The 20,270-nt window shown below is 66.3% G+C and carries 21 protein-coding genes and 1 pseudogene; 6 read left to right on the top strand and 16 right to left on the bottom strand.

All coding sequences use genetic code 11. The features are described from left to right. Window positions 1-59: 59 nt before the first annotated feature. The 3 genes from IPK20_24895 to IPK20_24905 form a co-directional block, all read right to left on the bottom strand. Window positions 60-1,382, bottom strand: a complete 1,323-nt coding sequence (locus IPK20_24895) for a Fe-S oxidoreductase (GenBank protein MBK8019602.1) — start codon at window positions 1,380-1,382, stop codon at window positions 60-62. A gap of 104 nt (window positions 1,383-1,486) precedes the next feature. Next, window positions 1,487-1,906, bottom strand: a complete 420-nt coding sequence (locus tag IPK20_24900; protein MBK8019603.1) for a rubrerythrin — start codon at window positions 1,904-1,906, stop codon at window positions 1,487-1,489. 119 nt (window positions 1,907-2,025) lie between these two features. After that, window positions 2,026-3,033, bottom strand: a complete 1,008-nt coding sequence (locus IPK20_24905; GenBank protein MBK8019604.1) for an HlyD family efflux transporter periplasmic adaptor subunit — start codon at window positions 3,031-3,033, stop codon at window positions 2,026-2,028. On the opposite strand from IPK20_24905, the gene IPK20_24910 reads away from it, so the two are divergent. Together IPK20_24910 and IPK20_24915 are read left to right on the top strand one after the other, a co-directional pair. Beyond that, on the top strand, window positions 3,028-3,735 hold the full coding sequence (locus IPK20_24910) for a dienelactone hydrolase family protein (protein MBK8019605.1): 708 nt from the start codon (window positions 3,028-3,030) through the stop codon (window positions 3,733-3,735). The two genes, IPK20_24905 and IPK20_24910, sit on opposite strands and share 6 nt — an antisense overlap. An 85-nt stretch (window positions 3,736-3,820) precedes the next feature. Beyond that, complete coding sequence (locus IPK20_24915; protein MBK8019606.1) at window positions 3,821-4,459, top strand: hypothetical protein; 639 nt, start codon at window positions 3,821-3,823, stop codon at window positions 4,457-4,459. A gap of 49 nt (window positions 4,460-4,508) precedes the next feature. Here IPK20_24915 and IPK20_24920 read toward each other — a convergent pair whose 3' ends face one another. From IPK20_24920 to IPK20_24940, 5 genes are read right to left on the bottom strand one after another with little or no spacing between them, the layout of a single operon-like run. Continuing rightward, window positions 4,509-5,294, bottom strand: a complete 786-nt coding sequence (locus IPK20_24920) for a hypothetical protein (GenBank protein ID MBK8019607.1) — start codon at window positions 5,292-5,294, stop codon at window positions 4,509-4,511. A gap of 56 nt (window positions 5,295-5,350) precedes the next feature. Then, window positions 5,351-6,106, bottom strand: a complete 756-nt coding sequence (locus tag IPK20_24925) for a LamB/YcsF family protein (protein ID MBK8019608.1) — start codon at window positions 6,104-6,106, stop codon at window positions 5,351-5,353. Window positions 6,107-6,112: 6 nt separating this feature from the next. Continuing rightward, window positions 6,113-7,117, bottom strand: coding sequence for a biotin-dependent carboxyltransferase (locus IPK20_24930; protein ID MBK8019609.1), 1,005 nt, complete (start codon window positions 7,115-7,117; stop codon window positions 6,113-6,115). Continuing rightward, window positions 7,114-7,842: a 5-oxoprolinase subunit PxpB gene (gene pxpB, locus IPK20_24935; GenBank protein ID MBK8019610.1), complete on the bottom strand. Its 729-nt coding sequence runs from the start codon at window positions 7,840-7,842 to the stop codon at window positions 7,114-7,116. The genes IPK20_24930 and pxpB overlap by 4 nt, the downstream gene beginning before the upstream one ends. Window positions 7,843-7,887: 45 nt before the next feature. Then, window positions 7,888-8,265, bottom strand: coding sequence for a DUF1992 domain-containing protein (locus tag IPK20_24940; protein ID MBK8019611.1), 378 nt, complete (start codon window positions 8,263-8,265; stop codon window positions 7,888-7,890). 296 nt (window positions 8,266-8,561) lie between these two features. Between IPK20_24940 and IPK20_24945 the strand changes: the two genes are divergently transcribed. The 4 genes from IPK20_24945 (at window position 8,562) to IPK20_24960 (ending at window position 13,220) form a co-directional block, all read left to right on the top strand. Then, window positions 8,562-9,887: a beta-lactamase family protein gene (locus IPK20_24945; protein MBK8019612.1), complete on the top strand. Its 1,326-nt coding sequence runs from the start codon at window positions 8,562-8,564 to the stop codon at window positions 9,885-9,887. An 8-nt stretch (window positions 9,888-9,895) separates the two neighbouring features. Next, window positions 9,896-10,549 carry a YqgE/AlgH family protein gene (locus IPK20_24950; protein ID MBK8019613.1) on the top strand — a complete coding sequence of 218 codons (654 nt, stop codon included), beginning with the start codon at window positions 9,896-9,898 and terminating at the stop codon, window positions 10,547-10,549. A 92-nt stretch (window positions 10,550-10,641) separates the two neighbouring features. Beyond that, complete coding sequence (locus tag IPK20_24955) at window positions 10,642-12,030, top strand: thiol oxidoreductase (protein MBK8019614.1); 1,389 nt, start codon at window positions 10,642-10,644, stop codon at window positions 12,028-12,030. A gap of 89 nt (window positions 12,031-12,119) precedes the next feature. Then, entirely contained in the window at window positions 12,120-13,220 is a 1,101-nt protein-coding gene (locus IPK20_24960) for a mandelate racemase/muconate lactonizing enzyme family protein (protein ID MBK8019615.1), read from the top strand. 72 nt (window positions 13,221-13,292) lie between these two features. Here the strand turns inward: IPK20_24960 and IPK20_24965 are convergent, their stop codons facing one another. The 8 genes and pseudogenes from IPK20_24965 to IPK20_25000 all read right to left on the bottom strand — a co-directional run bounded on the left by IPK20_24965 (window position 13,293) and on the right by IPK20_25000 (window position 20,260). Next, window positions 13,293-13,796: a hypothetical protein gene (locus tag IPK20_24965; protein MBK8019616.1), complete on the bottom strand. Its 504-nt coding sequence runs from the start codon at window positions 13,794-13,796 to the stop codon at window positions 13,293-13,295. 241 nt (window positions 13,797-14,037) lie between these two features. Continuing rightward, window positions 14,038-15,471 (bottom strand): deoxyribodipyrimidine photo-lyase, encoded by a 1,434-nt coding sequence (locus tag IPK20_24970; protein MBK8019617.1) that lies wholly within the window; start codon window positions 15,469-15,471, stop codon window positions 14,038-14,040. After that, complete coding sequence (locus IPK20_24975) at window positions 15,468-15,887, bottom strand: nuclear transport factor 2 family protein (GenBank protein ID MBK8019618.1); 420 nt, start codon at window positions 15,885-15,887, stop codon at window positions 15,468-15,470. Before IPK20_24975 ends, IPK20_24970 begins: the two co-directional genes overlap by 4 nt. Beyond that, window positions 15,884-16,660 carry an SDR family NAD(P)-dependent oxidoreductase gene (locus tag IPK20_24980; GenBank protein MBK8019619.1) on the bottom strand — a complete coding sequence of 259 codons (777 nt, stop codon included), beginning with the start codon at window positions 16,658-16,660 and terminating at the stop codon, window positions 15,884-15,886. The genes IPK20_24975 and IPK20_24980 overlap by 4 nt, the downstream gene beginning before the upstream one ends. Continuing rightward, window positions 16,657-17,175: a DUF3833 domain-containing protein gene (locus tag IPK20_24985; protein ID MBK8019620.1), complete on the bottom strand. Its 519-nt coding sequence runs from the start codon at window positions 17,173-17,175 to the stop codon at window positions 16,657-16,659. The genes IPK20_24980 and IPK20_24985 overlap by 4 nt, the downstream gene beginning before the upstream one ends. A gap of 23 nt (window positions 17,176-17,198) precedes the next feature. Next, window positions 17,199-18,443 carry an MFS transporter gene (locus IPK20_24990; GenBank protein MBK8019621.1) on the bottom strand — a complete coding sequence of 415 codons (1,245 nt, stop codon included), beginning with the start codon at window positions 18,441-18,443 and terminating at the stop codon, window positions 17,199-17,201. A gap of 74 nt (window positions 18,444-18,517) precedes the next feature. Continuing rightward, complete coding sequence (locus IPK20_24995) at window positions 18,518-19,012, bottom strand: chalcone isomerase family protein (protein ID MBK8019622.1); 495 nt, start codon at window positions 19,010-19,012, stop codon at window positions 18,518-18,520. A gap of 37 nt (window positions 19,013-19,049) precedes the next feature. Next, window positions 19,050-20,260, bottom strand: a pseudogene (locus IPK20_25000) (class I SAM-dependent methyltransferase). Window positions 20,261-20,270 lie beyond the last annotated feature (10 nt).

A 20,270-nucleotide genomic window follows, 5' to 3' on the forward strand; every position in this document is an offset into this window, starting at 1 on the left:
TGGAAGTTGCGCTGGCGGCCTGGAGAAGGTCTGATCGATGGACGCGAATCGGATCCTTCCTATAGCCCGTAGGCGATCCGCACGAGCGAAAGCGGATGCTCTTTCGCGGCACCCGTCTCGCCCATGCCCTGCCGGATATGGCGGCCGGCAATTGCGCAGTCGGAACTGATGTAGTCCGGATCGCTGCTTGCCATCGCCTTGAACACGGGCCTGCCGATCTTCATGGAGTCCTTGAAAAATTCGCTCTTCACGCCCCAGGTGCCATCGTGACCCGAACAGCGTTCCACAACGTTGACTTTGGTACCGGGCACGAGTTCCAGAAGTTCACGCGTCTTCTGCCCCATGTTCTGCACCCGAAGGTGGCAGGGGATGTGATAGGACACCTTGCCCAGAGGGGTCTTGAAGTCTGTCCTGAGCAACCCGTCCTTGTATCGGAGCACCAGATACTCGAACGGATCGAACATCGCATCCTGCACGGCCTTGACGTCAGGATCGTCGGGGAACATCAGGGGTAGTTCCTGCTTGAACATGAGAGTGCACGACGGTACCGCCGTCACGATGGCGTACCCCTCCCTGGCGTAGTGCGCAAGGACGGGAATGTTGCCGTTCTTCAGCTTCTCCACGGCTTCAAGATCGCCCAGTTCGAGCTTGGGCATGCCGCAGCAGTTCTCCTTGTCCACGACGACGTGGGGAATCCGGTTGTGCGTGAGAATCCGGACGAGATCGTGCCCGATACCCGGTTCGTTGTAGTTGACGTAGCACGTGGAGAAGATCGCCACCTTGCCCGGCGTGTTCCTGCCGTCCTGCGCGGGGAAGGACGCATCCGTCCTCGCCTTGCTTCGAAACTTCGCGCTGTCGTACTCGGGCAGTTGCCGTTCGCGGTGTATTCCCAGCACGTCGTCCATGACCTTGCGCGTGGCCGGCGTCCTGTTCACCAGGTTGACCATTTGCACGACGATCGGGATCGAAGCCAGTTTGCCCAACGAGTCCGTGGATGACAGGAGCCTGTCCCTGAAGCGGATTCCCCCCTGCTTGAACTTGTATGCCTTCGCGCGAAGCATGAGGTGCGGGAAATCGACGTTCCACTCGTGCGGCGGGACGTAAGGGCACTTCGTCATGTAACAAAGGTCGCACAGGTAGCACTGGTCGACCACCTTCCAGTAGTCCTCTTTCTTCACGCCTTCCACTTCCAGGGTCTCGTTGTTGTCCACGAGATCGAACAGAGTGGGAAATGCGTTGCACAGGCTCACGCAGCGCCGGCAGCCGTGGCAGATGTCGTAGACGCGCTCGAGTTCCTTGAACAGACTTTCTTCGCTGTAGTACTCGGCGTTCTTCCAGTCGATCGGATGCCGGGTCGGTGCTTCCAGGCTGCCTTCGCGCATGGGATGGGTCGCAGGAAAGGGAACGGGGAAAAAGACAGGCGCAAGTGACCGACGTCAGGCGGGGCGACGGCGCCTGAGACCGCCGCCCCCTCTGCCCGGGCGCGTCAGTCCTGGAGGGCGTCCAGTGCCTTCTGGAATCGGTTCGCATGGGAACGCTCGGCCTTGGCCAGCGTTTCGAACCAGTCGGCGATCTCGTCGAATCCTTCGTCACGAGCCTGCTTGGCCATGCCCGGGTACATGTCCGTGTACTCGTGCGTCTCGCCTGCCACCGACGCCTTCAGATTGTCGCGGGAAGCCCCGATGGGCAATCCGGTCGCGGGATCCCCCACCTGTTCGAGATACTCCAGATGGCCGTGGGCATGACCAGTCTCGCCCTCGGCGGTGGAACGGAACAGCGCCGCCACATCGTTCTGGCCTTCGACGTCAGCCTTGTTTGCGAAGTAGAGATAACGGCGGTTGGCCTGCGATTCGCCAGCGAAGGCGGCCTTCAGGTTGCCTTCGGTCTTCGAGCCTTTGAGTTGCATGGAAACCTCCAGATCGTGGGTATGTTCGAGCAATCCGCCATCGGGGCCGGGGTCCTGCGTGACCGGATTAGACTTCGTCTAAACGGTATACGAAGTATATTCACCGCACCGGCGCGAAGTCAAAGAGATCTTCCCTCCGGTTCATGAATCCGCACCTGCACCCGGGTGCCCGCGGACAGCCGCGAATTCTCGACGACGATCAACACCAGTTCGGGCTCTCCGTCCACGTCCCGCGGCCCGGCACGGATGACCCGCGCGTGCAGCGACCGCACCGGTCCGCCTTCTTCCGAGAAATCGATCAGCGCTCTTCGGCCGGCACGGACGGAGGAAAGCAGCGAGGGTGGTATTCGGACCGCGATCTCCAGCACCCTGTCATCTTCCATTTCGACGACGGCCTGGCCGGCCCCGACCGGATCGCCTGGTGCGGCCCGAATACGTGTCACGCGACCGCTCGCCGATGCGCGCAGCTGGGTAGCGGAGGCCGCCCATCGGTCATGCCTGAGCCGGGTCGCAGCCGTCGCCTGCGCGATCTCCGCCGCCAGAACGGAAGATCGAAGAGAATCCGCCGCCCCATAGCTCACGACGGAGGGCAGGAACGCCCTCACGTCCTCCGGCCGCATGTAGTTGCCCAGCGTTGCCAGACGAGCCTTCGCGGATTCGAGCGCCTCCTCGCTGGACGCGGCGGACGTCTCAAAGGGAGCCCCGTCGATCTCCGCGACGATCGTTCCCGCCTCGATTCTCTCGCCCTCACGCACGTTCACACGAATCAGCCTTCCGCTCACTCCGAACGCGGCTGCCCAGCGGTGGCTGGCTCTGACCTCGCCCTGCAAGACGCTGCTCGAACGCAGCGCGACAGGTCCGGCGCCGCTCGTCACCCCCGTCGCTGCGCATCCTGCAGCCACGATCGCGAGCACCAGGGCGCCCTGCATGGAAAGTCTGTTCCACATCACGCAAACCCCGCAGTACGAGATTCGATAGTCTACGACCGGCACGGCGGACAGGGCGACCTGGCGTGCCCTCGCATTGACGTGTCCACGATGGGCACGGTAAAAGCCATGCGTCACGCGGCCGATCGCGTCGAGCCGGCCCGCTGCAAGGTAGCCCCGCCGGAGTTCTCCACCATGCATGGAAAGCGAATCGAAGTGACCAGCGCCGACGGCCAACCGTTCGGCGCCTATCTTTCCGCCCCGGCGTCGGGCACCGGCCCCGGTCTCGTCATCTGCCAGGAGATCTTCGGGGTGAATGCGTTCATCCGCGATGTCGCGGACCGCTATGCCGCACACGGCTTCACCGTGCTCGCTCCCGACCTGTTCTGGCGGCTCGAACCCGGTGTGGAACTGGGGTACGACGATGGCGATCGGGCGCGCGCCTTCGATCTCATGGGCCGTTTCGACACGGATCTAGGCGTGCAGGACATCACTGCGTGCGTGCAGGCGCTGCGAGCGATGCCGGGCTCGAACGGCAAGGTCGGCGTCGTGGGATTCTGCCTGGGAGGGCGACTCGCCTATCTCGCGGCGGCACGCTCCGGACCGGACTGCGCCGTGGGGTACTACGGTGTGTCCATCGACAAGTATCTCGGCGAGTCCTCGAGGATCACCGAGCCGCTCATGCTGCACTTTGCCCGCGAAGATCATCTGGTTCCGCCCGAGACGGTCGATCGCATCGCCGAGACCTTCGCCGGGCGCAGCCACGTTTCGATTCACGTCTATCCCGGAGTGGACCACGCATTCGCCCGCACCGGAGGCGCGAACTACCACGAAGGCTCGGCCGCCACTGCGAACGCCCGCACGCTCGAGCTGCTGCAGCGAACCCTCGCGGCGAGTCGCTGAGGGACCCGTCACGTTCGATTCGACACCACTGCTGCGGCGTGAGGGCGGCAAACCACCGATGTCCTGTGTCTTTCAGGAGAACGCCATGAATACCCGCGCTGCCATCGTCCGGCTCTCGCTGCCGGGCCTCCTTGTCCTGACCGTCTGCGGGGCACATGCCGAACAGGAGCGCTTCTACGCAGGAGGCTCGGCGGGCATATCGAAAGCCGACATCGATTCGGCCAACCGCGAGCGGCAACTCACCGCACTGGGTTTCACGAATCCCTCCGTGGACACCGATACCCGTGGTCACGCAGCCAAGGCGTATGCGGGGTGGCGGCTCCACCGGAACCTCGCGATCGAGGGAGGCATCTTCACGCTGCGCAGCTACGAAGTGCGCTCGACCGTCGCAGGCGGTTCGCTCCACACCGAAACCGTGACGCACGGATTCAACGCCGATGCGGTCGGTCTATGGCCGGTCAGGGAAGACCTGCTCGTGCTTGCGCGCGTCGGCGCAATGAGCGCCCGCGGCAAGACGGAGTCGGAATCCACCGGGAGCGTCAACGTGGCCCGGCCCACCGCCAGGGAAACGAAGCTGCTGTGGAAGATCGGCCTCGGCGCCGAATGGAGCTTTGCCGGCGACTTCGCCGCACGTGTCGAGTGGGAACGCTATCGCGTTCCTGACGGTCTCGGGAACCGCCTGGACATCGACGCCTTGTCCGTGGGGATCCTGCGGCGCTTCTGACGGACCGGGTCCGGTCCCGGCGACCTGCCTGCCCATCGCCGACAGGCGGTCAGAAATCCACGACTACTTTGAAGCCCGCGGAGTAGCGGGTGCTGGCCGGCTGGAAGATGAGCATGGAACCCTGAGTGTTGTGCACGACCGGTTCGGCAGGCGAGCGCGACAACCGGAGGCTGTCCACGTAGAAGACGAGGGCCAGCGGCCCCTGGAAGCGGTATCCCGCATGGAGATAGCCCGACACCTCCTTTCCCGGCCTCAAGCGGGGATTCTGCTGGAAGCCGATGTCGGTCAGATGCGAATCCTCCCAGCTGTAGAACGGCATCTTCACACCCAGCCCGGCGAGCCAGCCCGCGCCGGCGCGCTCCGTTTCCAGGCCCAGACGGGCGAATCCGATGACGTAGTCTTCCTTCTGGCTGGAGCTCAACCTGCGCTGCCACAGGTCGACACCCGCTCCGGCGACCAAGTCCATTCCGCGCTGGCCGCCCACGTCGAAGCGATAGCGCAGCTGTGCCTCCTGGACGGTTCCCGTGTACTCGGTCGTGGCTGTCACCGGCTGCACGGGAGGGAACAGGGTGGCGCCCTCGTAGTCGACCGATCCGAAATAGAGCCGGCCCCGGTACGCCCATAGCAGTCCGGCGTCGGCGGGGCGCGTGTATTCCAGTCCGAAGGCCAGGAGGGCACCCGATTCCTTGACCTCCGGCGTCGTGTCTTCCTTCCACGAGAAGGACTCGACACCGGCGCTGGCACGCAGTTGCGCCGATGCCGTGGACGGCGCCATCGCGAGAACGACCGAAGCCACCGCCAGCATTCCCGTCATCTTCAACGAAGCGTTCTTCATTTCTTCGACCCTCTCTCCGGCAGACCCTGTGGCTCGACCGATCCGATCGGCGGAACTCAAGGTGCGCGCACCTCGATGCCGTTCGTCGCGAGCGCGCGCCGCAACTCCCGTGCGAGCGTCACTGCCCCCGGCGTGTCACCGTGCACGCAGATGGTGTCGGCCCGCAGTGGCACCCAGTTGCCCTCCACACTCAGGACGCGCTGATCGCGCACCATGTCGAGCCCCTGCGCGACGGCACTCGCGACCTCGTCGATCACGGCGCCCGGCTGGGAGCGTGGCACCAGGCTGCCATCCTTCCGGTAGCTCCTGTCGGCGAAGACTTCCGCCGCGACGCTCAGCCCGGCCGCTTCGCCGGCGTCGATGAGCGCACTTCCCGCCAGTCCGTAGAGGACGAGGTCGGCATCGAAGTCCCGCACGGCGGCGGCGATGGCCGCAGCGAGGGAGGCGTCACCCGCAGCCATGTTGTACAGCGCGCCGTGCGCCTTCACGTGATGGAGCCGCCCACCGGCAACCCGCGCAAAGCCCGCCAGGGCCGATATCTGATAGAGCACCAGGTCATAGACTTCGCCGGCGCTCACCGCCATGGACCTGCGGCCGAAACCGGCGTGATCGGGAAGCGAGGGATGAGCGCCGATCGCCACGCCGTTCCGCGCCGCGAGCTGCACCGTGCGACGAATGACCGAAGGGTCGCCCGCGTGAAAGCCGCATGCGATATTCGCCGACGAGACGACCTCCAGCAGCGACGCGTCGTCGCCCATCGTCCAGGCGCCGAAGCTCTCGCCCATGTCCGAATTGAGATCGACGATCGTCACGATGGGCTAGCCCGAAAGCCGGACGGCCAGGGACTGCCGGACACGTCCGAGCTGAAACTCGCGGATCGCCGATGCGGCATAGCTCTCCTCGACAGTCACCAGACGGAACTGGATGTCCTCGCCCGGCGCCGTCTGTGCCATGACCGGAAGATCGATGCCCGCCACGACGGCGATCACCGGATATCCGCCGATGGTCTGCCGGTCCGCCATCAGCACGATGGGGTCCCCGTCCGGCGGAACCTGCACGGCGCCGTTCACCACGCCTTCGGACAGCACGTCTCCACCACGGCGGCGCTCCAGCGGCGCACCCTCCAGCCTGTACCCCATCCGGTCCGAATCGAGGGCCACCCGGTACAACGCCTGGGTGAGCTGCTCGCGGGTGGCAACGGGAAACAGCTGCCAGTGACGGCCAACCACGACGCGCACGATCTGCGGCCTGACCCGGTAGGGCATGCGCGCACGGCTCACGGACCAGTTCGGATAAGCAAGCCCATGGTGGTGGCGTGCCAGCGACCTCACCCAGCGTCCCGTCTGCGCTTCCCTGGGAGAGCGCAAGGGAAGCGCATCCCCCTTCTTGAGCGCCCGTCCGCGAAAGCCTCCGTAGCCACCCACGAGCGCGGTGGAACGGCTGCCCAGCACGAGCGGAACATCGAAGCCGCCTGCCACGGCAAGATAGGCTCGGCAACCGATCTCCGGCCGCGAGAACGCGATGGTGGTACCGGCCGGCACGCGCACCGGACGCCACCAGGGCACGATCTGGTTGCCCGCCTTGCCCCCCATGTCCGGCCCGCACAGCGCGATGACGGCGTCTTCCTCGAAGCGGAGGGTCGGCCCGTTGAGCGTCATTTCGAGCGTGGCCTCGTTCTCGTCGTTGCCCACCAGCAGATTCGCGAGCCGGTGCGACACTTCGTCCATGGCGCCGTTGACCGGCACGCCGAGATGCTGCGAACCATTGCGCCCCAGATCCTGCAAGGTCGTGAGCAAACCGGGACGTTCGACGATGATGCTCATCGCTGGGAAGCCTTCAACCGATCGTACTCGGCGCCGGAAATCGGGACGAAGCGCACTTCGTCGCCCGCCTGCAGCACCATCTGGGCACCTTCCTCCGACAACTGCACCAGCTTGCGCGGCGTTCGGCCGATGAGATTCCAGCCACCGGGAGTCTCCAGTGGATAGACGCCGGTCTGCTCACCGCCGATGCCGACGCTCCCGGCCGGGACACGCTTGCGCGGCGCCTGCCGGCGCGGACACCGCAGGCGGCTGTCGAGCCCTCCCAGATATCCGAATCCCGGCACGAACCCGAGCGTGTAGACCTGGTACAGGGGCGCGGTGTGCAGACGCACGACTTCCTCTGCCGGGAGATTGCACTGCCGCGCGACATCCTCCAGATCGGCGCCGTGGTCGCCGCCGTAGCAGACGGGGATCTCGATGGTCCGTGCCTTCCTCTTCGAGGCAAGGGGCGCTTTCTGCAACGCAGTGCTCAAGGCGGCGCGCAAGGCCTCAAGGGGTTCGGTCGTACGGAAGGCCTCGCATGCCGCCATGGGATCGAAGTGAACGGTGACGCACGCGTAGCCCGGGACAACGTCGTTGACGCAAGGCACGCGGATCGTCAGCAGATGCTCGGCGAACGCGCGCGCCCGCGCATTGATCGACGCATCGACGATGGTGCCGAATTCGACGACCAGCGCCCGATCGCCGAGCGGAAAGATCTGGGGGTCCGGGGGAGCCGCGGCCATGAACGCCTGTTCAGCGGCCGGTTCGCGGTTCGCCGTGCCGGCGGCTCAACCGCGCCCCCGCGCGAACCTGCTCACCGCCTTCTCGAAATAGGACGAACCCGGGCACAGGGGCGCGGCCTCGCGGCGGTTTTCCGACAGTGCCGTCAGCAGCGCCTGCAGGCGCCGCATGGCGAGATTGCGAGACGGTTCGTCCGCAGCCTGCGCAACCAGACGTTCGAGATCGCCGATCTCCCGCCGCTGTTCGACTTCGGGCGGCACGAAACCGGCATTCCTGAGAATGCGATAGGCCATGCGAACGTCCTCCGGAACCAGCGGCTCTTCCGACAGATCCAGAGGCTTGCCGGCACAGGGCAGATCGTCGAATTCGCCCCGTTCCATCGCCTCGCGGATCCGGCGCTCCGCGATGAGGTCGAAAGCAAGCACGTCATTGCCTCCAGTGACAGCGAGCCGCAACCTCTCGTGCGAGCTTCCGGCACGCACGACAGGGCCGCGCTGCGAAGTCGAATGCAGGAACCATCGTGCTCCCCCGAGCCTTGTAGTGAAGCCATGGCGGCACGCAGGTGCTTCGTTCCGCCGGTCTCGCGCAAGGTGCGATCCGATGCCGGGCCGCCACGCCCGGCAGCTTCCCTGCCCTGCATCATCCGGATGATAGCCGCGTTCGCCGGGTGAGGCGATAATGCCTCGGGACGGCCCGACGAATACGCTACCGCCTCGCGAGCATGCCTGCCGACCGGACCGGCCCCACCCCTTCGGAGGAGACTTCCTTGAAACCTGTCCACCGTTCGTTCCTGCTCGTCCGGATCGCCCTCCTGGCGGCGCTTGCGATGCCGGCCTGGGCCGCGCCGCTTCCCACTGCCGAACCCGAGGACGTGGGTCTTTCGTCCGAACGTCTGCGGCTCATCGAAGCGACGGTCAAGGGTTGGGTCGACAAGAAGGAAGTGCCGGGGGCGGTGGTGATGGTCGCCCGGCACGGCAAGCTCGCGTACGTCACGACCCAGGGCATGCGCGATTCCGCCAGGGGCGAACTGCTCCGGGAGGACAGCATCTTCCGCCTGTACTCGATGACCAAGCCCATCACCACCGTCACGGCAATGACTCTGGTGGAGGAAGGCCGCCTCTCGCTGCAGGAACCGGTGGCCAGGTACATTCCCGAGTTCAAGGACATGAAGGTCGGCGTGGAGACGTTCGACCCGAAGACGGGCGCGCAGACCTTCACGACCGTGCCGGCCCGCCGGCCGGTCACGGTGGGCGACCTGCTGCGGCACACGGCAGGACTCACCTATGGCCCGCCGCTGTCAACCCGCACGCAGATCCAGAAGATGTACCAGGAAGCGGGCGTGTGGTCCCAGTCGTGGGTGCTGGCGGATTTCGCCAGGACCATGGCCAGGCTGCCGCTGGTCCACGAACCAGGCACGGCATGGGAATACGGACACAACACCGACATTCTCGGGCGTGTCATCGAAGTCGCGACCGGGCAGACACTCGACAAGGCGTTCGAGGACCGCGTACTGCGCCCCGTGAAGATGACGGACACGGCGTTCTCCCTGCCGGCCGCCAAGACGGGAAGACTCGCACAGCCGCAACCCGATCCCTACAGCGGCAAGACACCCGATCTCATCGATTTCACGCAGCCGCAAGGCTTCTTCGCCGGCGGACACGGACTGGTGGGCACGGCCGGCGACTACCTGCGTTTTTGCCAGATGCTGCTGGACGGCGGATCCATCGATGGCGCGCGCGTCCTGGGACCGCGCACCGTGGAGTACATGGCGTCCAATCACATGCACGCGGGTGTCGCGCTCGGCGCGGGATACCTGCCGGGCCCGGGCTACGGCTTCGGTCTGGGCTTCGGTGTGCGGACCGACAAGGGAGGCGCCGACTACAACGGCTCCGTCGGGGACTACTACTGGGGCGGATACGCCGGCACCTATTTCTGGATCGATCCGAAGGAACGCCTCACCGTGGTGTTCATGACCACCGAACCCGTGCGCCGGACGCAGTACCGCATCGCGATCCGGCAGCTCGTGTATCAGGCGATCGCCCGCTGAGAACCGCCATGAACTCGATTCGCGATTGCTGCACGGCGCTTGCCATCGCGGTTGTCTGCGCCGCCTCCCCCGCGGCGGTGGCGGGTGTGGAGGACGAAGGAGACGCAGTGCTGCTGGTGGCGAAGCCGGAGATGCCTGACATCAATTTCGCGCAGACGGTGGTCCTGGTCACCTTTCCTCAGGATTCGGGACCCATGGGTGTCGTCCTCAATCGCGATGCCGGCCTCACCATAGGGCAGCTCTTCGGACCGGACAGGCCGGAGCTGAAGGACATCCCCGACCCGCTCTACCTGGGCGGCCCGGTGAAACCGGATGGCATGCTGTTCCTGTTCCGCGCCCCCGAACATCCGGTCAAGGCCTTGCCGGTTGTGGACGATCTCTATCTCTCCGGAGATGGCCCGATCTTCGAATCCCTGGTGGCCCGCCCTGCTGACGGTGGCAACCGGAAGTTCTTCGCAGGATATGCCGGCTGGGCCGTCGGGCAGCTGGACGCGGAGATCCGCCGGGGCGATTGGCACGTGGTGCCGGTGGACGCGGAGACAGTGCTGGCGCCGCCCATGGACGATCTGTGGCAGCGCATGCTGGTACGTGCAGCGTCCCGTTCGGCCGGCGCGAATGCGACTCCGGGAACGAAGCCGGGCCGCCGGCTGGCGGCACACTGAACGGCCTGCGGTCGAAGGAACCGCGAGACATGCCTGCCCGTTGCAGCCGTGCCGTGGGCGAAAGGGCCTGCGCATCGGGGCATGGAGGCAGGGTGCGTCAAGACCGCTCGTACCCGAAACAGTGGAGACAGCTCTCCACCATCCTGTTCCTGGTGCTGATGAGCCTTGCTCCGGCGATCCCTGCGGAGCGAGGACACTCGGCGTCGGGCACGGCGGGGCAAACGCCCGGCGAGGCACTCGATGCGGACCACGCGTACGACACGCCGGCGCCAGGACTGAGCGCCGATCAGCGCGAGCAATTCCTGAGGGGCAGACAGGTCGTCCGCGAAAGGTGGGTCGTCGCGCCGTCCCCTTTCGGCTCGTGGGGCCGGGGACCGACATCCAACGGCGAGGCATGCGTCGACTGCCATCCGCGCAACGGTCGGGGCGTTCCTCCGGAGGCGCCCGGCGAGACGGCCGTGTCGGCGATCCTGCGTCTGTCGTTGCCCGGGATCTCCGCCACGGGTGCCGCCCCTCCCCACCCCCGCTACGGCTCGCAGCTCCAGCATCAGGGCATCCTGGGCCAGGTGCCTGCCGAAGGCGAGTTCACCGTTCAATGGCGCGAGACGGTTCGCCGCTATCCGGACGGCGACATCGTGTGGCTGCGCTTTCCGCAGATCGGGACTCGTGCACTTGCTTTCGGCACGCTCGAACCCGAAACCGCAATGTCGATGCGCGTCGCGCCGCCGCTAGCGGGATTGGGGCTCCTGGAAGCGGTTGCGGAATCCTGGCTGGAGCAACGAGCCGCCATCTCCGGGCGGCTGAATCGGGTCCGTGACAGCCTGACCGGACAAAGACGTACCGGTCGATTCGGCTGGAAGGCGACGCAACCGGATCTGCGCACGCATGCGGCGCATGCGTTCTTCGAGGATCTCGGCATCACGAGCGACGTCCATCGGGGACAGAACTGCACGGACGTGCAGGACGCCTGCCGCGCCGCGGCCCAGGGCACGCAGCCCGAGATCTCGTCCGACAGACTGGATGCCGTCGCGTTCTATCTGCGGGCCCTGGATGCTCCCGCCGCCGGTCCCTCGGACAGCGCGGACACGCTCCGGGGAGCCCTCCTCTTCGAATCGGCGGGCTGCGGAACCTGCCATGCGGGCGAAGCGCCCCTGGGCGATTCGCCGCTGGCTGCGGTAACCGGCCGGACCGTCATCCGGCCGTATACCGACCTGCTGTTGCACGACATGGGCGAAGACCTCGCCGACGGAGTGCGGGAATATCTCGCGGGTGCGTCCGACTGGCGCACGGCGCCACTGTGGGGAATCGGGATGGCCAAGGCCGTGACTCCCCGCGCACGCTATCTGCACGACGGACGCGCACGTTCCCTGGAGGAGGCGACACTCTGGCACGGCGGCGAAGCGCGTTCTTCCCGGCAGCGCTTCGAACACTTTGCCCGCGACGACCGGCACGCACTGCTGGCGTTCCTGCGTTCGCTGTGAGATCGACCTGGCGACGCGCGGGTCCGGGATGCCGGCCTGGCGCAACCATCACAGACATTGATCAGACGTTTTCCTGGAGAGGACCACCCATGAAGATTGCCCGCATCGAGACGGTCGTGCTCAAGATTCCCTACACGACGGGAGGCTCGGACGAAGCCTCCGCGTGGGGTGGCCGGCCGTGGACTACCGCGGACTCGCTGCTCGTCCGTGTCGAAACTGACAACGGAATCGTGGGCTGGGGCGAGGCGTTCGGCTACAACGTCATCCCGGCCACACAGGCCGTCATCGAACACGTCCTGACCCCCATGGTGGTCGGAGCGCAAGCGGATGCCATCGAACCGCTCATGCGCGAGGCAGAACAGAAGCTGCACATCTTCGGACGCGGCGGACCGGTGATCTACGCCCTGTCCGGGCTCGACATCGCGCTGTGGGACATCGCAGGCAAGGCAGCGGGTGTGCCCGTGCACCGTCTGCTGGGAGGAAAGGCACACGACACGCTCCCCTGTTACGCGAGCCTCATCCGCTACGCCACGCCGCAGGGAGTGGCGGCGAACGTGCAGCGCGCCCGAAACGCCGGATTCGCCGACATCAAGCTGCACGAGATCGATGTCGACTGCATCCGCGCAGCGCGGCAGGCGGCAGGGCCGCAGGCCCGGCTCATGCTGGATGTGAACTGCCCTTGGACGCTGGGCGAAGCCCTGCGCGTCGCGCGCGTGCTGCGGGAGGTCGACCCGTTCTGGCTGGAGGAACCCGTGTGGCCGCCCGAGGACGATGCGGCACTGGCGCGCATCCGCCGCGAATGCGGTATTCCCATCGCGGCAGGCGAGAACGCCGCGACCCCGCACCAGTTCGCTCAGCTCCTCCGTTCCGGGGCCGTGGACATCCTGCAGCCCAGCCCGGCGAAATGCGGCGGCATCTCGACGCTGCGCAAGGTCTTCGCCCTGGCGGACGAATACAACGCTCGGGTCGTGCCGCACACGTTCTACGACGGACCCGGTCTGCTCGCCGGCCTGCATTGCGCTGCCGTGTTCCAGCGAGAGCCTTTCATCGAATGGCGGTTCTTCGACGTGGAGGCTCCGGTCTACAAGGGCAGGTGCATGCCTGCCGGCGGAAGAATCTCCGTGCCCGACGGACCCGGTCTGGGTGCCGACCCCGATCCGGACGTGCTGAAGGAGTTCGGAACCCGCTGACCCGGCGGGCTGGCGGAGGTTCCGGGCAGAACGCCCGCCCGGAGAGGAAGACAGCACGCCGGACCGCCGTTGTCAGGACTCCGGCTGCGGCGGGCGCGAAACGCACCGGCCGGAGCCGTTCACGTTCAGCACTCCGGTGGCGGACTGGATGCGGATCTTCGACTTGTAGTGCGTCACCTCGCAACCGGGCGCGCCAGGCGCGCACGCTCCCTTCGGCCTGACCACGACGTCGAGAATCTCAAGCCGGATCGGATGCAACCCGGCTCCTGGCGCATCGTAGTAGGACATGAACCGGTGTCCGACGGCGAGAGCCTTGTCGGGAATCTTGCGAAAGATCACCGATCGGTCGCGGTACTTGAGCGTGACGAGCGCGCCATCGAGCAGCATGCGCAGACGGTCACCGCCGCTGGGAGACAGGATGCATCGATTCCTTTCATCGAAATAGCTGCAGCCGTCCGCCTCGCATTGTCCGGGAGGATCCGTGCCCAGCACCGGCGCTGCGCGCAGGGGCCGGGCAAAGGGAAACAGCAGGATCAGAGCGGCAAAGGCCGCAGCGCGGCGATGGCGAGCATTCATCGATTGCCTCTGTCTGTTCGCTTCGAGCGGATCGGTGCCAGCGGCCGAGTCGGTGGCACCGCTTCGCGATTCCAGAAATGGTCCGGTCAATATACGTGGATCGCGTGGGCGCCGGAATCGTGCGACAGCAAGGCGGGAGGCGAAGGCGGCTGCTGACGTCCCGCCGCTCCGGACCATGCCGCCCGTGTCCGTCTTCCGCCGATGCGATGCCCATTTGCCGACGGTGCCCGTCCCGGCGCCCTCAATTCCGGCCGGCCTTGACTGCCGCATACATCCGTAGCGCGGCCTCTCTCGCCTCGGAATGATCCACGACAGGAAGCGGATACTCCCGGCCCACCGTCACACCGGCGGCCTGCTGCTCGAGGGGCGGCATCTTCCACGGTGCATGGATGTAGCGCGACGGTACCTTGGCGAGCAGCGGCAGGTACTGCCGGATGAAGCGCCCCTGCGCGTCGAACTTCTCCGATTGCGTGACCGGGTTGAAGATGCGGAAGTAGGGCTGCGCGTCGCAGCCGGTCGAGGCCGCCCACTGCCAGCCGCCATTGTTGGCCGCGAGGTCGAAATCGTTGAGGTGTGCTGCGAAATAGCGCTCGCCCCAGCGCCAGTCGATGCACAGATGCTTCACCAGGAACGAGGCGGCGACCATGCGCAGCCGGTTGTGCATGTAGCCGGTGGAGTTGAGCTGTTTCATGGCCGCGTCGACGAGCGGATAGCCGGTGCGGCCTTCGCACCAGGCGGTGAAGTGGTCCTCCCGGTTCGCGAAGCGCAGCGCATCGAACTCGGGCTTGAAGCTGCGTTCGGCCACGTGGGGGAAATGCCACAGAATCTGGAAGTAGAAATCGCGCCAGACCAGTTCCGACAGCCATGTGCGGGCGCCTTCGGATACGCGCTCGTACGCGCGCCGCGCAAGCTCGCGAACGGACACGGTGCCGAAGCGAAGATGCACCGAGAGATACGAAGGTCCGCGGATGGCCGGGAAGTCGCGGCGTTCGCGGTAGGCGTCCATCCGCGGGACGAAATCCTCCAGCAGAGCATGTGCCCCGCTCGCCCCCAGAGGCAACTGCAAGGACGTGAGATTGGTGGGCGTGAAGCCCAGAGCGGACAGATCGGGCATTGGAGGGACATGGTCCCGGACCAGTGACCGCGCATGCTTCTCGATCGGATATGCCTCGAGATGAAACGGCGTGAGCGTCCTGAGCCAGGCGGTCCGATACGGCGTGAAGACGCTGAACGGTCGACCCGCCTGCGTCAACACTTCGCTCTTCTCGAAGATGCACTGGTCCTTGAACGTGCGCAGCGATCGGCCCTCGTCCGACAGCGTCCGTGCGACGTGTGCGTCCCGATCTTCCGCGGCGGGTTCGTAGTCGTGGTTGGCATAGACCGCGCCGGCCCCGAGCGTCCGCGCAAGCCGGGGAATCTCGTCCCGCGCGCGCCCATGCAGGACGTGAAGACTGCCGCCTCGCGAAGCCAGACTGTCGCGCAACTCGCGCACGGCGTGCCAGATGAACTCCACGCGCCTGTCGGCCCGCGTGGGCAACGCGTCGAGAATCTCCGTGTCGAACACGAACACGCAGCTCACCGCGGCCGCGTTCTTCAGCGCGTGATGGAGTGCCGCGTTGTCGGTGACGCGAAGATCGCGCCGGAACCACATGAGGGCGCGCTCGACGGTGCTCATCCGAGCGCTCTCGAAATGCGCCGTATCACCGGGCCCAGCAGGGGCAGATGTGCATAGAGCTCCTCGCCTGTGTCCCAGAAGTCCCGGTGGTAGCGGATGCGCCCGTCGGATGCCAGCCGCAGATGCGTCGCACCGTGGATGCGCCATGACTGGCGAGGCCGGAACCGCCGGATGGAGAACGTGAAATCCCACTCGAGCATGAGCTGATCGCCCTCCGCGATGCGATTGACGACCGAGAATCTCGGCTCCAACAGGGATTCGAACATGCGGGCATAGATGGACCGGATGTCTTCCCTGCGGCGCGCCTCGTTGAACGGATCCTTGAAGTACGCATCCTCCGTATAGACGCGATCGATCGCCCCCAGCGACACCTCGTCGAGCGTCTCGAAGTACCGGACGATTTCGTCGACCGTCACAGTCCCGTCACCCGGTGGATGAGCGGGAAATACCAGCGGTAGGGCAGCCAGCTCGCCAACTTGACCAGCCGCGTGAAGCGCTTCGGATAGTGGATCTCGAACTCGCCCCGCGCGAGCCCGCGGAGCGTCTGCTGCGCGGCTTCCTCCGGCGCGATGAGGGCAGGCATGCGGAAGTCGTTGTCCGCCGTGAGGGGGGTGCGCACGAATCCCGGGTTGACCACGCTCACGCCGATACCCTTCGGCGCGAGATCGACATAGAGGCCCTCGGCGAGATGAATGAGGGCTGCCTTGGTCGCGCCGTAGAAAAGCGCCTTGGGCAAGCCCCGATAGCCAGCCACGGAAGCCACGAGGGCGATGTGACCGCCCTGCGCCCGGACGAACTCGTGAACGACTGGTTCCAGGACGTGGAGCGCGCCGGTGACGTTGACGTCGAACAGCCGCCGGCCGGCCCCGGCGTCGAAATCCCACGCATTGCAGGGCTGGTACACGCCTGCCATGTAGATCATCACGTCCAGCCCTGCCCAGGCGGACCGGATTCGGGCGAATGCCTCGCTCACCTCCGGCGCGACCGTCACGTCGAGCGGGCACACGAGCGCCTGCCCCGGATGGCTGCGCGCCAGTTCCTCGAGGGGCTCCGGGCGCCGTGCCGACACGGCGACGCGCGCACCGAGCAGGAGAAGCTGCCTGGCCAGCGCCGCGCCGATGCCCGTGGACGCACCCACGATCCACACCCGCCTGCCGGACCAGTCACGGATGGGAACGTTCATCGTCATGACGAAGCCTCCGCGCCGCGCGGTTTGCGAAAACTGATGAGCACCTGGGCAATCTCCACACCGAGCTTGGACACGGTGGAGCGGTTGAGAAGCACCTCGGGGTCCACGAGATACATCCAGTCGTCCACGTCCAGATGCACGGTCGAATCGCCCCACGGATAGTCGAGCACGTAGCGAAGGCGGAAGGCATTGCCGGCGGCCTCCCCCTGCGCTTGTCCGATCACGTCTGCGGCCGTGCCGACATACCGGTCGCCCGATCTGCGAAGCGTCCACACGCGCCGCTGCTTGCGCCCGTCGGAATAGGTGAAGATCTCGTCCAACGTTCCTTTGTCGCCTTCCCATCGGCCATCGATGCGGACGGTGAAGCGCTGCGAGATCGTGCCGTCCCGGTCGCGGACGATGCCCCAGGCGTCGACCCTGCCGCTGAAGTATTCGCGCAGATCCAGGACCGGACGTTCTGCCCGGAACTGCTCCACGCCGGGAGACGAGCAGGCCGCGATGGGAATGGCCGGGATGAGGCAGAGAGCGTGGCGCCGGTTCACGAAGGCTTTCCTCCGGTCGGATGGGGCGGCACTGCCGTCGTTTCGAAGGGAGTCCGCCAGAGCATCCAGACGGCGACGGCCTTGAGTGCGCAGGGCACGACGGCGTACATCACGGAAAGATCGCCCATGGGTCCCTGCGGCGTTCCGGGCTCGTACCCTGACCACTGAAGCAAGGGCAGCGAGATTCCCGCAGCGAGGGCGAGGTTGAGCTTCTCCACCAGTTGCCACGTACCGAAGTAGGCGCCCTGCCGCGCGCGGGTCCGGTCGGTGTCACCGGCAATGTCCGCCAGCAGCGAGGCCGGCAGCGCAAGCTCCGCCCCGTACGCGAGACCGGAGAGCGCGCATACCAGCGTGAATGCCAAGGCGTCTCCCGGACCCAGAAGATAGGCCCACACGAAGGCGGCGATGCTGCCGGCCATGGCGATCATCCATGCGATGCGCTTGCCGGCCCGGCGCGAGAGATTGACCCACAGCGGCATGGCTGCCGCGCCGAACAGGAAATACTGGGCGAGAAACACGCCGGAAAGAGCCGGCCGGTTCAGCACGTCCTCGACGTAGAAGAGAAAGAGCGTCGCGGGTATGGCCGATGCCACGCCGCTGGCGAGACAGATGCCCAGCAGCCGGCGGAACCGGTGGTCCGCGAGCGGCGCCATCATGTCCCTCCAGGAACCGGAGGCCGGTTGCGGCAGGGACCGCCGGGGTTCGGCGACACCGAAAATCACCGCCGCGGCGCCGGCCAGCAGGACGGGAATATAGAGCAGCGCGAACACCTCGAGCCCCTTGCCGAACTGTCCGCTGCCGGAGATGGCTTGCGGCAGCGCGCTGGCGATCAGCACGCCGATCACGCCTGCCGCGCCTCGAGCCGCCGTGACGTGGGTACGCCGGTGCACGTCGCCGGAAAGTTCGGCACCGAGGGTGAAGTAGTTGATCGTGCCCATGCTGAACCCGACATAGGTGACCACCAGACTGATGCCCAGCCAGACGGCGAGCGCGTCGGGCCCCAGAGCCGGGGGACGGAAAAGAGCCAGCACCCCGAGCGCCAGCAGCAGCACCGACGCGGCGAGAAACGGCTTGCGTCCGTGACGAACGGCAGTGCGATCGCTCCACCAGCCGAGCACGGGGTCCTGCAGTGCATCGAGCGCCCTCACGGCGAGCAGCAGCACACCGACAGTTGCAAGGGCGAGGCCGCGTTCGTCCCCATAGAGCTTCGGCACATGGACGTAGACCGGCAGGGCCGCCATCGCGAGCGGAAGCGCGAACGCCGCGTAGGCGCCCAGCGACCACGGTGAAAGCGGTGCAGACACGATTCCGGCGTTCAGCGCGCGCCCAGCAGCGCCGCGCGCAGCGCCGGTTCCCGCGTTCGCGGGTCGAGCCAGATCGAGAAGAAGGCTCGAGCGAACTCGGGGTCGCGCACGGACGCGGTCAACCGCCCGTCGTGATAGAACTCCACCCCGCTGCCGGGCCGATACAGCCCCGTGAGATGACTGCCCTTCCTCACGTCGGGAAATGCGCGCCGCATCTGCTCGCGCCACGCCTCGAGCCGGGCCGGATCGCGCCAGCCGATCCGCTGCATCTCGCTCACGCTCGTGTCGGCGAGCCGCTCGCCGGCGAAATCGCGTGCGTAGCGGATGTCGAGGGCGAAAGGCCGTTCCCACTGCCACTGGCTCCCCGCGACCCACAACGATGCCTCGTACAGGAGAAGCCCGAACCAGCGCATCCGGCCCTGTCCCTGGACGCGGAACTCGTCGGGCTGGCTCTGCAGGACGTCCGCCGCCGGCGTGTTGGCCCTCACGTATGCGGGAGACGCCATCGCCAGACACACGATGACCGCGAGAATGCGCCACGCCTTACACACGCTTCAGCTCCACCTGCAGTACATTGAGCGTGCCAGCACGAAAGCCGGCTTCGCAGTAGGCGAGATAGAAGTTCCACAGGCGGACGAAACGGTCGTCGAAGCCCATGGCATTGAGCTCCCCCACACGGCGATTGAAGCGGTGCCGCCAGCGCTTGAGCGTCTCGGCATAGTCCAGACGGAAGGCCGCGGTCGCGCCGATCTTGAGCCCTTTGCGGGATGCGTGGTCGCGGAACGCTTCTTCCGAGGGCAGCATGCCGCCGGGAAAGATGAACTGCTGGATGAAATCGGTCCGGTGCGATAGCGGGCAAACAGATCGTTCGCAATGACGATCGTCTGCACCAGTGCCCTGCCCCCCTTGCGCAGGCACCTCCGGACGGTCTCGAAGTATGCCGGCCAGTATCCCTCGCCGACCGCCTCGAACATCTCGATCGATACGATGTGGTCGTATTCACCCCGTGCATCCCGGTAGTCGCGCAGGTGGAACTGCACCAGTTCTCCCAGATCGGCCTGCGCGATGCGGTTGCGCGCGTAGTCGAGCTGCTCCCGGGACAGGGTGATTCCCTCCACGAAGCAGGCGCGGCTGCGGGCCGCATGTTCCGCGAAACCGCCCCAGCCGCAGCCGATCTCGAGCACGCGGTCCCCGGGCCGGATGTCCAGCACCGCACAGATGCGCTCGTACTTGGCCGCCTGTGCCGTCTCCAGCGATCGCTTCGAGTCCTGCTCGAACAGTGCGGACGAGTAGGTCATCGTGTCGTCCAGCCACAGCCGGTAGAAATCGTTGCCGAGATCGTAGTGCGCCTGGATATTGCGGCGAGCCTGCGGCTTGCGGTTCGAGCGCATCAGGTGACGGAACCGGTAGGCGACCCATCCCCAGAAGCGGCCGTGAATCGCCCGGCCGAGCGCGTCGCGGTTGACCGCCACGAGCGTCAGCAGCTCCGCCAGGTCGGGCGTGTCCCAGCGGCGCTGGAGCCACGCTTCTGCAAAGCCGATGTCACCGCGCCGGGCCACGGCGTCCAGAACGTCCCAGTCTGAGAGCCGCAGCATGGCGTGCGGCCCGGGAAACCCGCTCGTGAAAGTGCGCGCCGAACCATCGGGAGAAATCAGATCCAGCCGGCCGGAACGCAGGTGTTCCAGCAGGCGCAGGACCAGACGCGCGGCGCGGGAATGCGGCAGCGCGCCGACGTGATACGTATTCGCGGGCATGTCGTCCAGT

Source organism: Betaproteobacteria bacterium, assembly GCA_016713305.1.
Lineage (GTDB): Bacteria > Pseudomonadota > Gammaproteobacteria > Burkholderiales.

What these genes read in the sequence shown, in the direction of transcription:
- IPK20_24895 (MBK8019602.1), bottom strand. Translation starts at nt 1,382, where the DNA reads ATGCGCGAAGGCAGCCTGGAAGCACCGACCCGGCATCCGATCGACTGG.
- IPK20_24900 (MBK8019603.1), bottom strand. Translation starts at nt 1,906, where the DNA reads ATGCAACTCAAAGGCTCGAAGACCGAAGGCAACCTGAAGGCCGCCTTC.
- IPK20_24910 (MBK8019605.1), top strand. Translation starts at nt 3,028, where the DNA reads ATGCATGGAAAGCGAATCGAAGTGACCAGCGCCGACGGCCAACCGTTC.
- IPK20_24905 (MBK8019604.1), bottom strand. Translation starts at nt 3,033, where the DNA reads ATGCATGGTGGAGAACTCCGGCGGGGCTACCTTGCAGCGGGCCGGCTC.
- IPK20_24915 (MBK8019606.1), top strand. Translation starts at nt 3,821, where the DNA reads ATGAATACCCGCGCTGCCATCGTCCGGCTCTCGCTGCCGGGCCTCCTT.
- IPK20_24920 (MBK8019607.1), bottom strand. Translation starts at nt 5,294, where the DNA reads ATGAAGAACGCTTCGTTGAAGATGACGGGAATGCTGGCGGTGGCTTCG.
- IPK20_24930 (MBK8019609.1), bottom strand. Translation starts at nt 7,117, where the DNA reads ATGAGCATCATCGTCGAACGTCCCGGTTTGCTCACGACCTTGCAGGAT.
- pxpB (MBK8019610.1), bottom strand. Translation starts at nt 7,842, where the DNA reads ATGGCCGCGGCTCCCCCGGACCCCCAGATCTTTCCGCTCGGCGATCGG.
- IPK20_24945 (MBK8019612.1), top strand. Translation starts at nt 8,562, where the DNA reads ATGCCTGCCGACCGGACCGGCCCCACCCCTTCGGAGGAGACTTCCTTG.
- IPK20_24950 (MBK8019613.1), top strand. Translation starts at nt 9,896, where the DNA reads ATGAACTCGATTCGCGATTGCTGCACGGCGCTTGCCATCGCGGTTGTC.
- IPK20_24960 (MBK8019615.1), top strand. Translation starts at nt 12,120, where the DNA reads ATGAAGATTGCCCGCATCGAGACGGTCGTGCTCAAGATTCCCTACACG.
- IPK20_24965 (MBK8019616.1), bottom strand. Translation starts at nt 13,796, where the DNA reads ATGAATGCTCGCCATCGCCGCGCTGCGGCCTTTGCCGCTCTGATCCTG.
- IPK20_24970 (MBK8019617.1), bottom strand. Translation starts at nt 15,471, where the DNA reads ATGAGCACCGTCGAGCGCGCCCTCATGTGGTTCCGGCGCGATCTTCGC.
- IPK20_24980 (MBK8019619.1), bottom strand. Translation starts at nt 16,660, where the DNA reads ATGACGATGAACGTTCCCATCCGTGACTGGTCCGGCAGGCGGGTGTGG.
- IPK20_24990 (MBK8019621.1), bottom strand. Translation starts at nt 18,443, where the DNA reads ATGGCGGCCCTGCCGGTCTACGTCCATGTGCCGAAGCTCTATGGGGAC.
- IPK20_24995 (MBK8019622.1), bottom strand. Translation starts at nt 19,012, where the DNA reads ATGGCGTCTCCCGCATACGTGAGGGCCAACACGCCGGCGGCGGACGTC.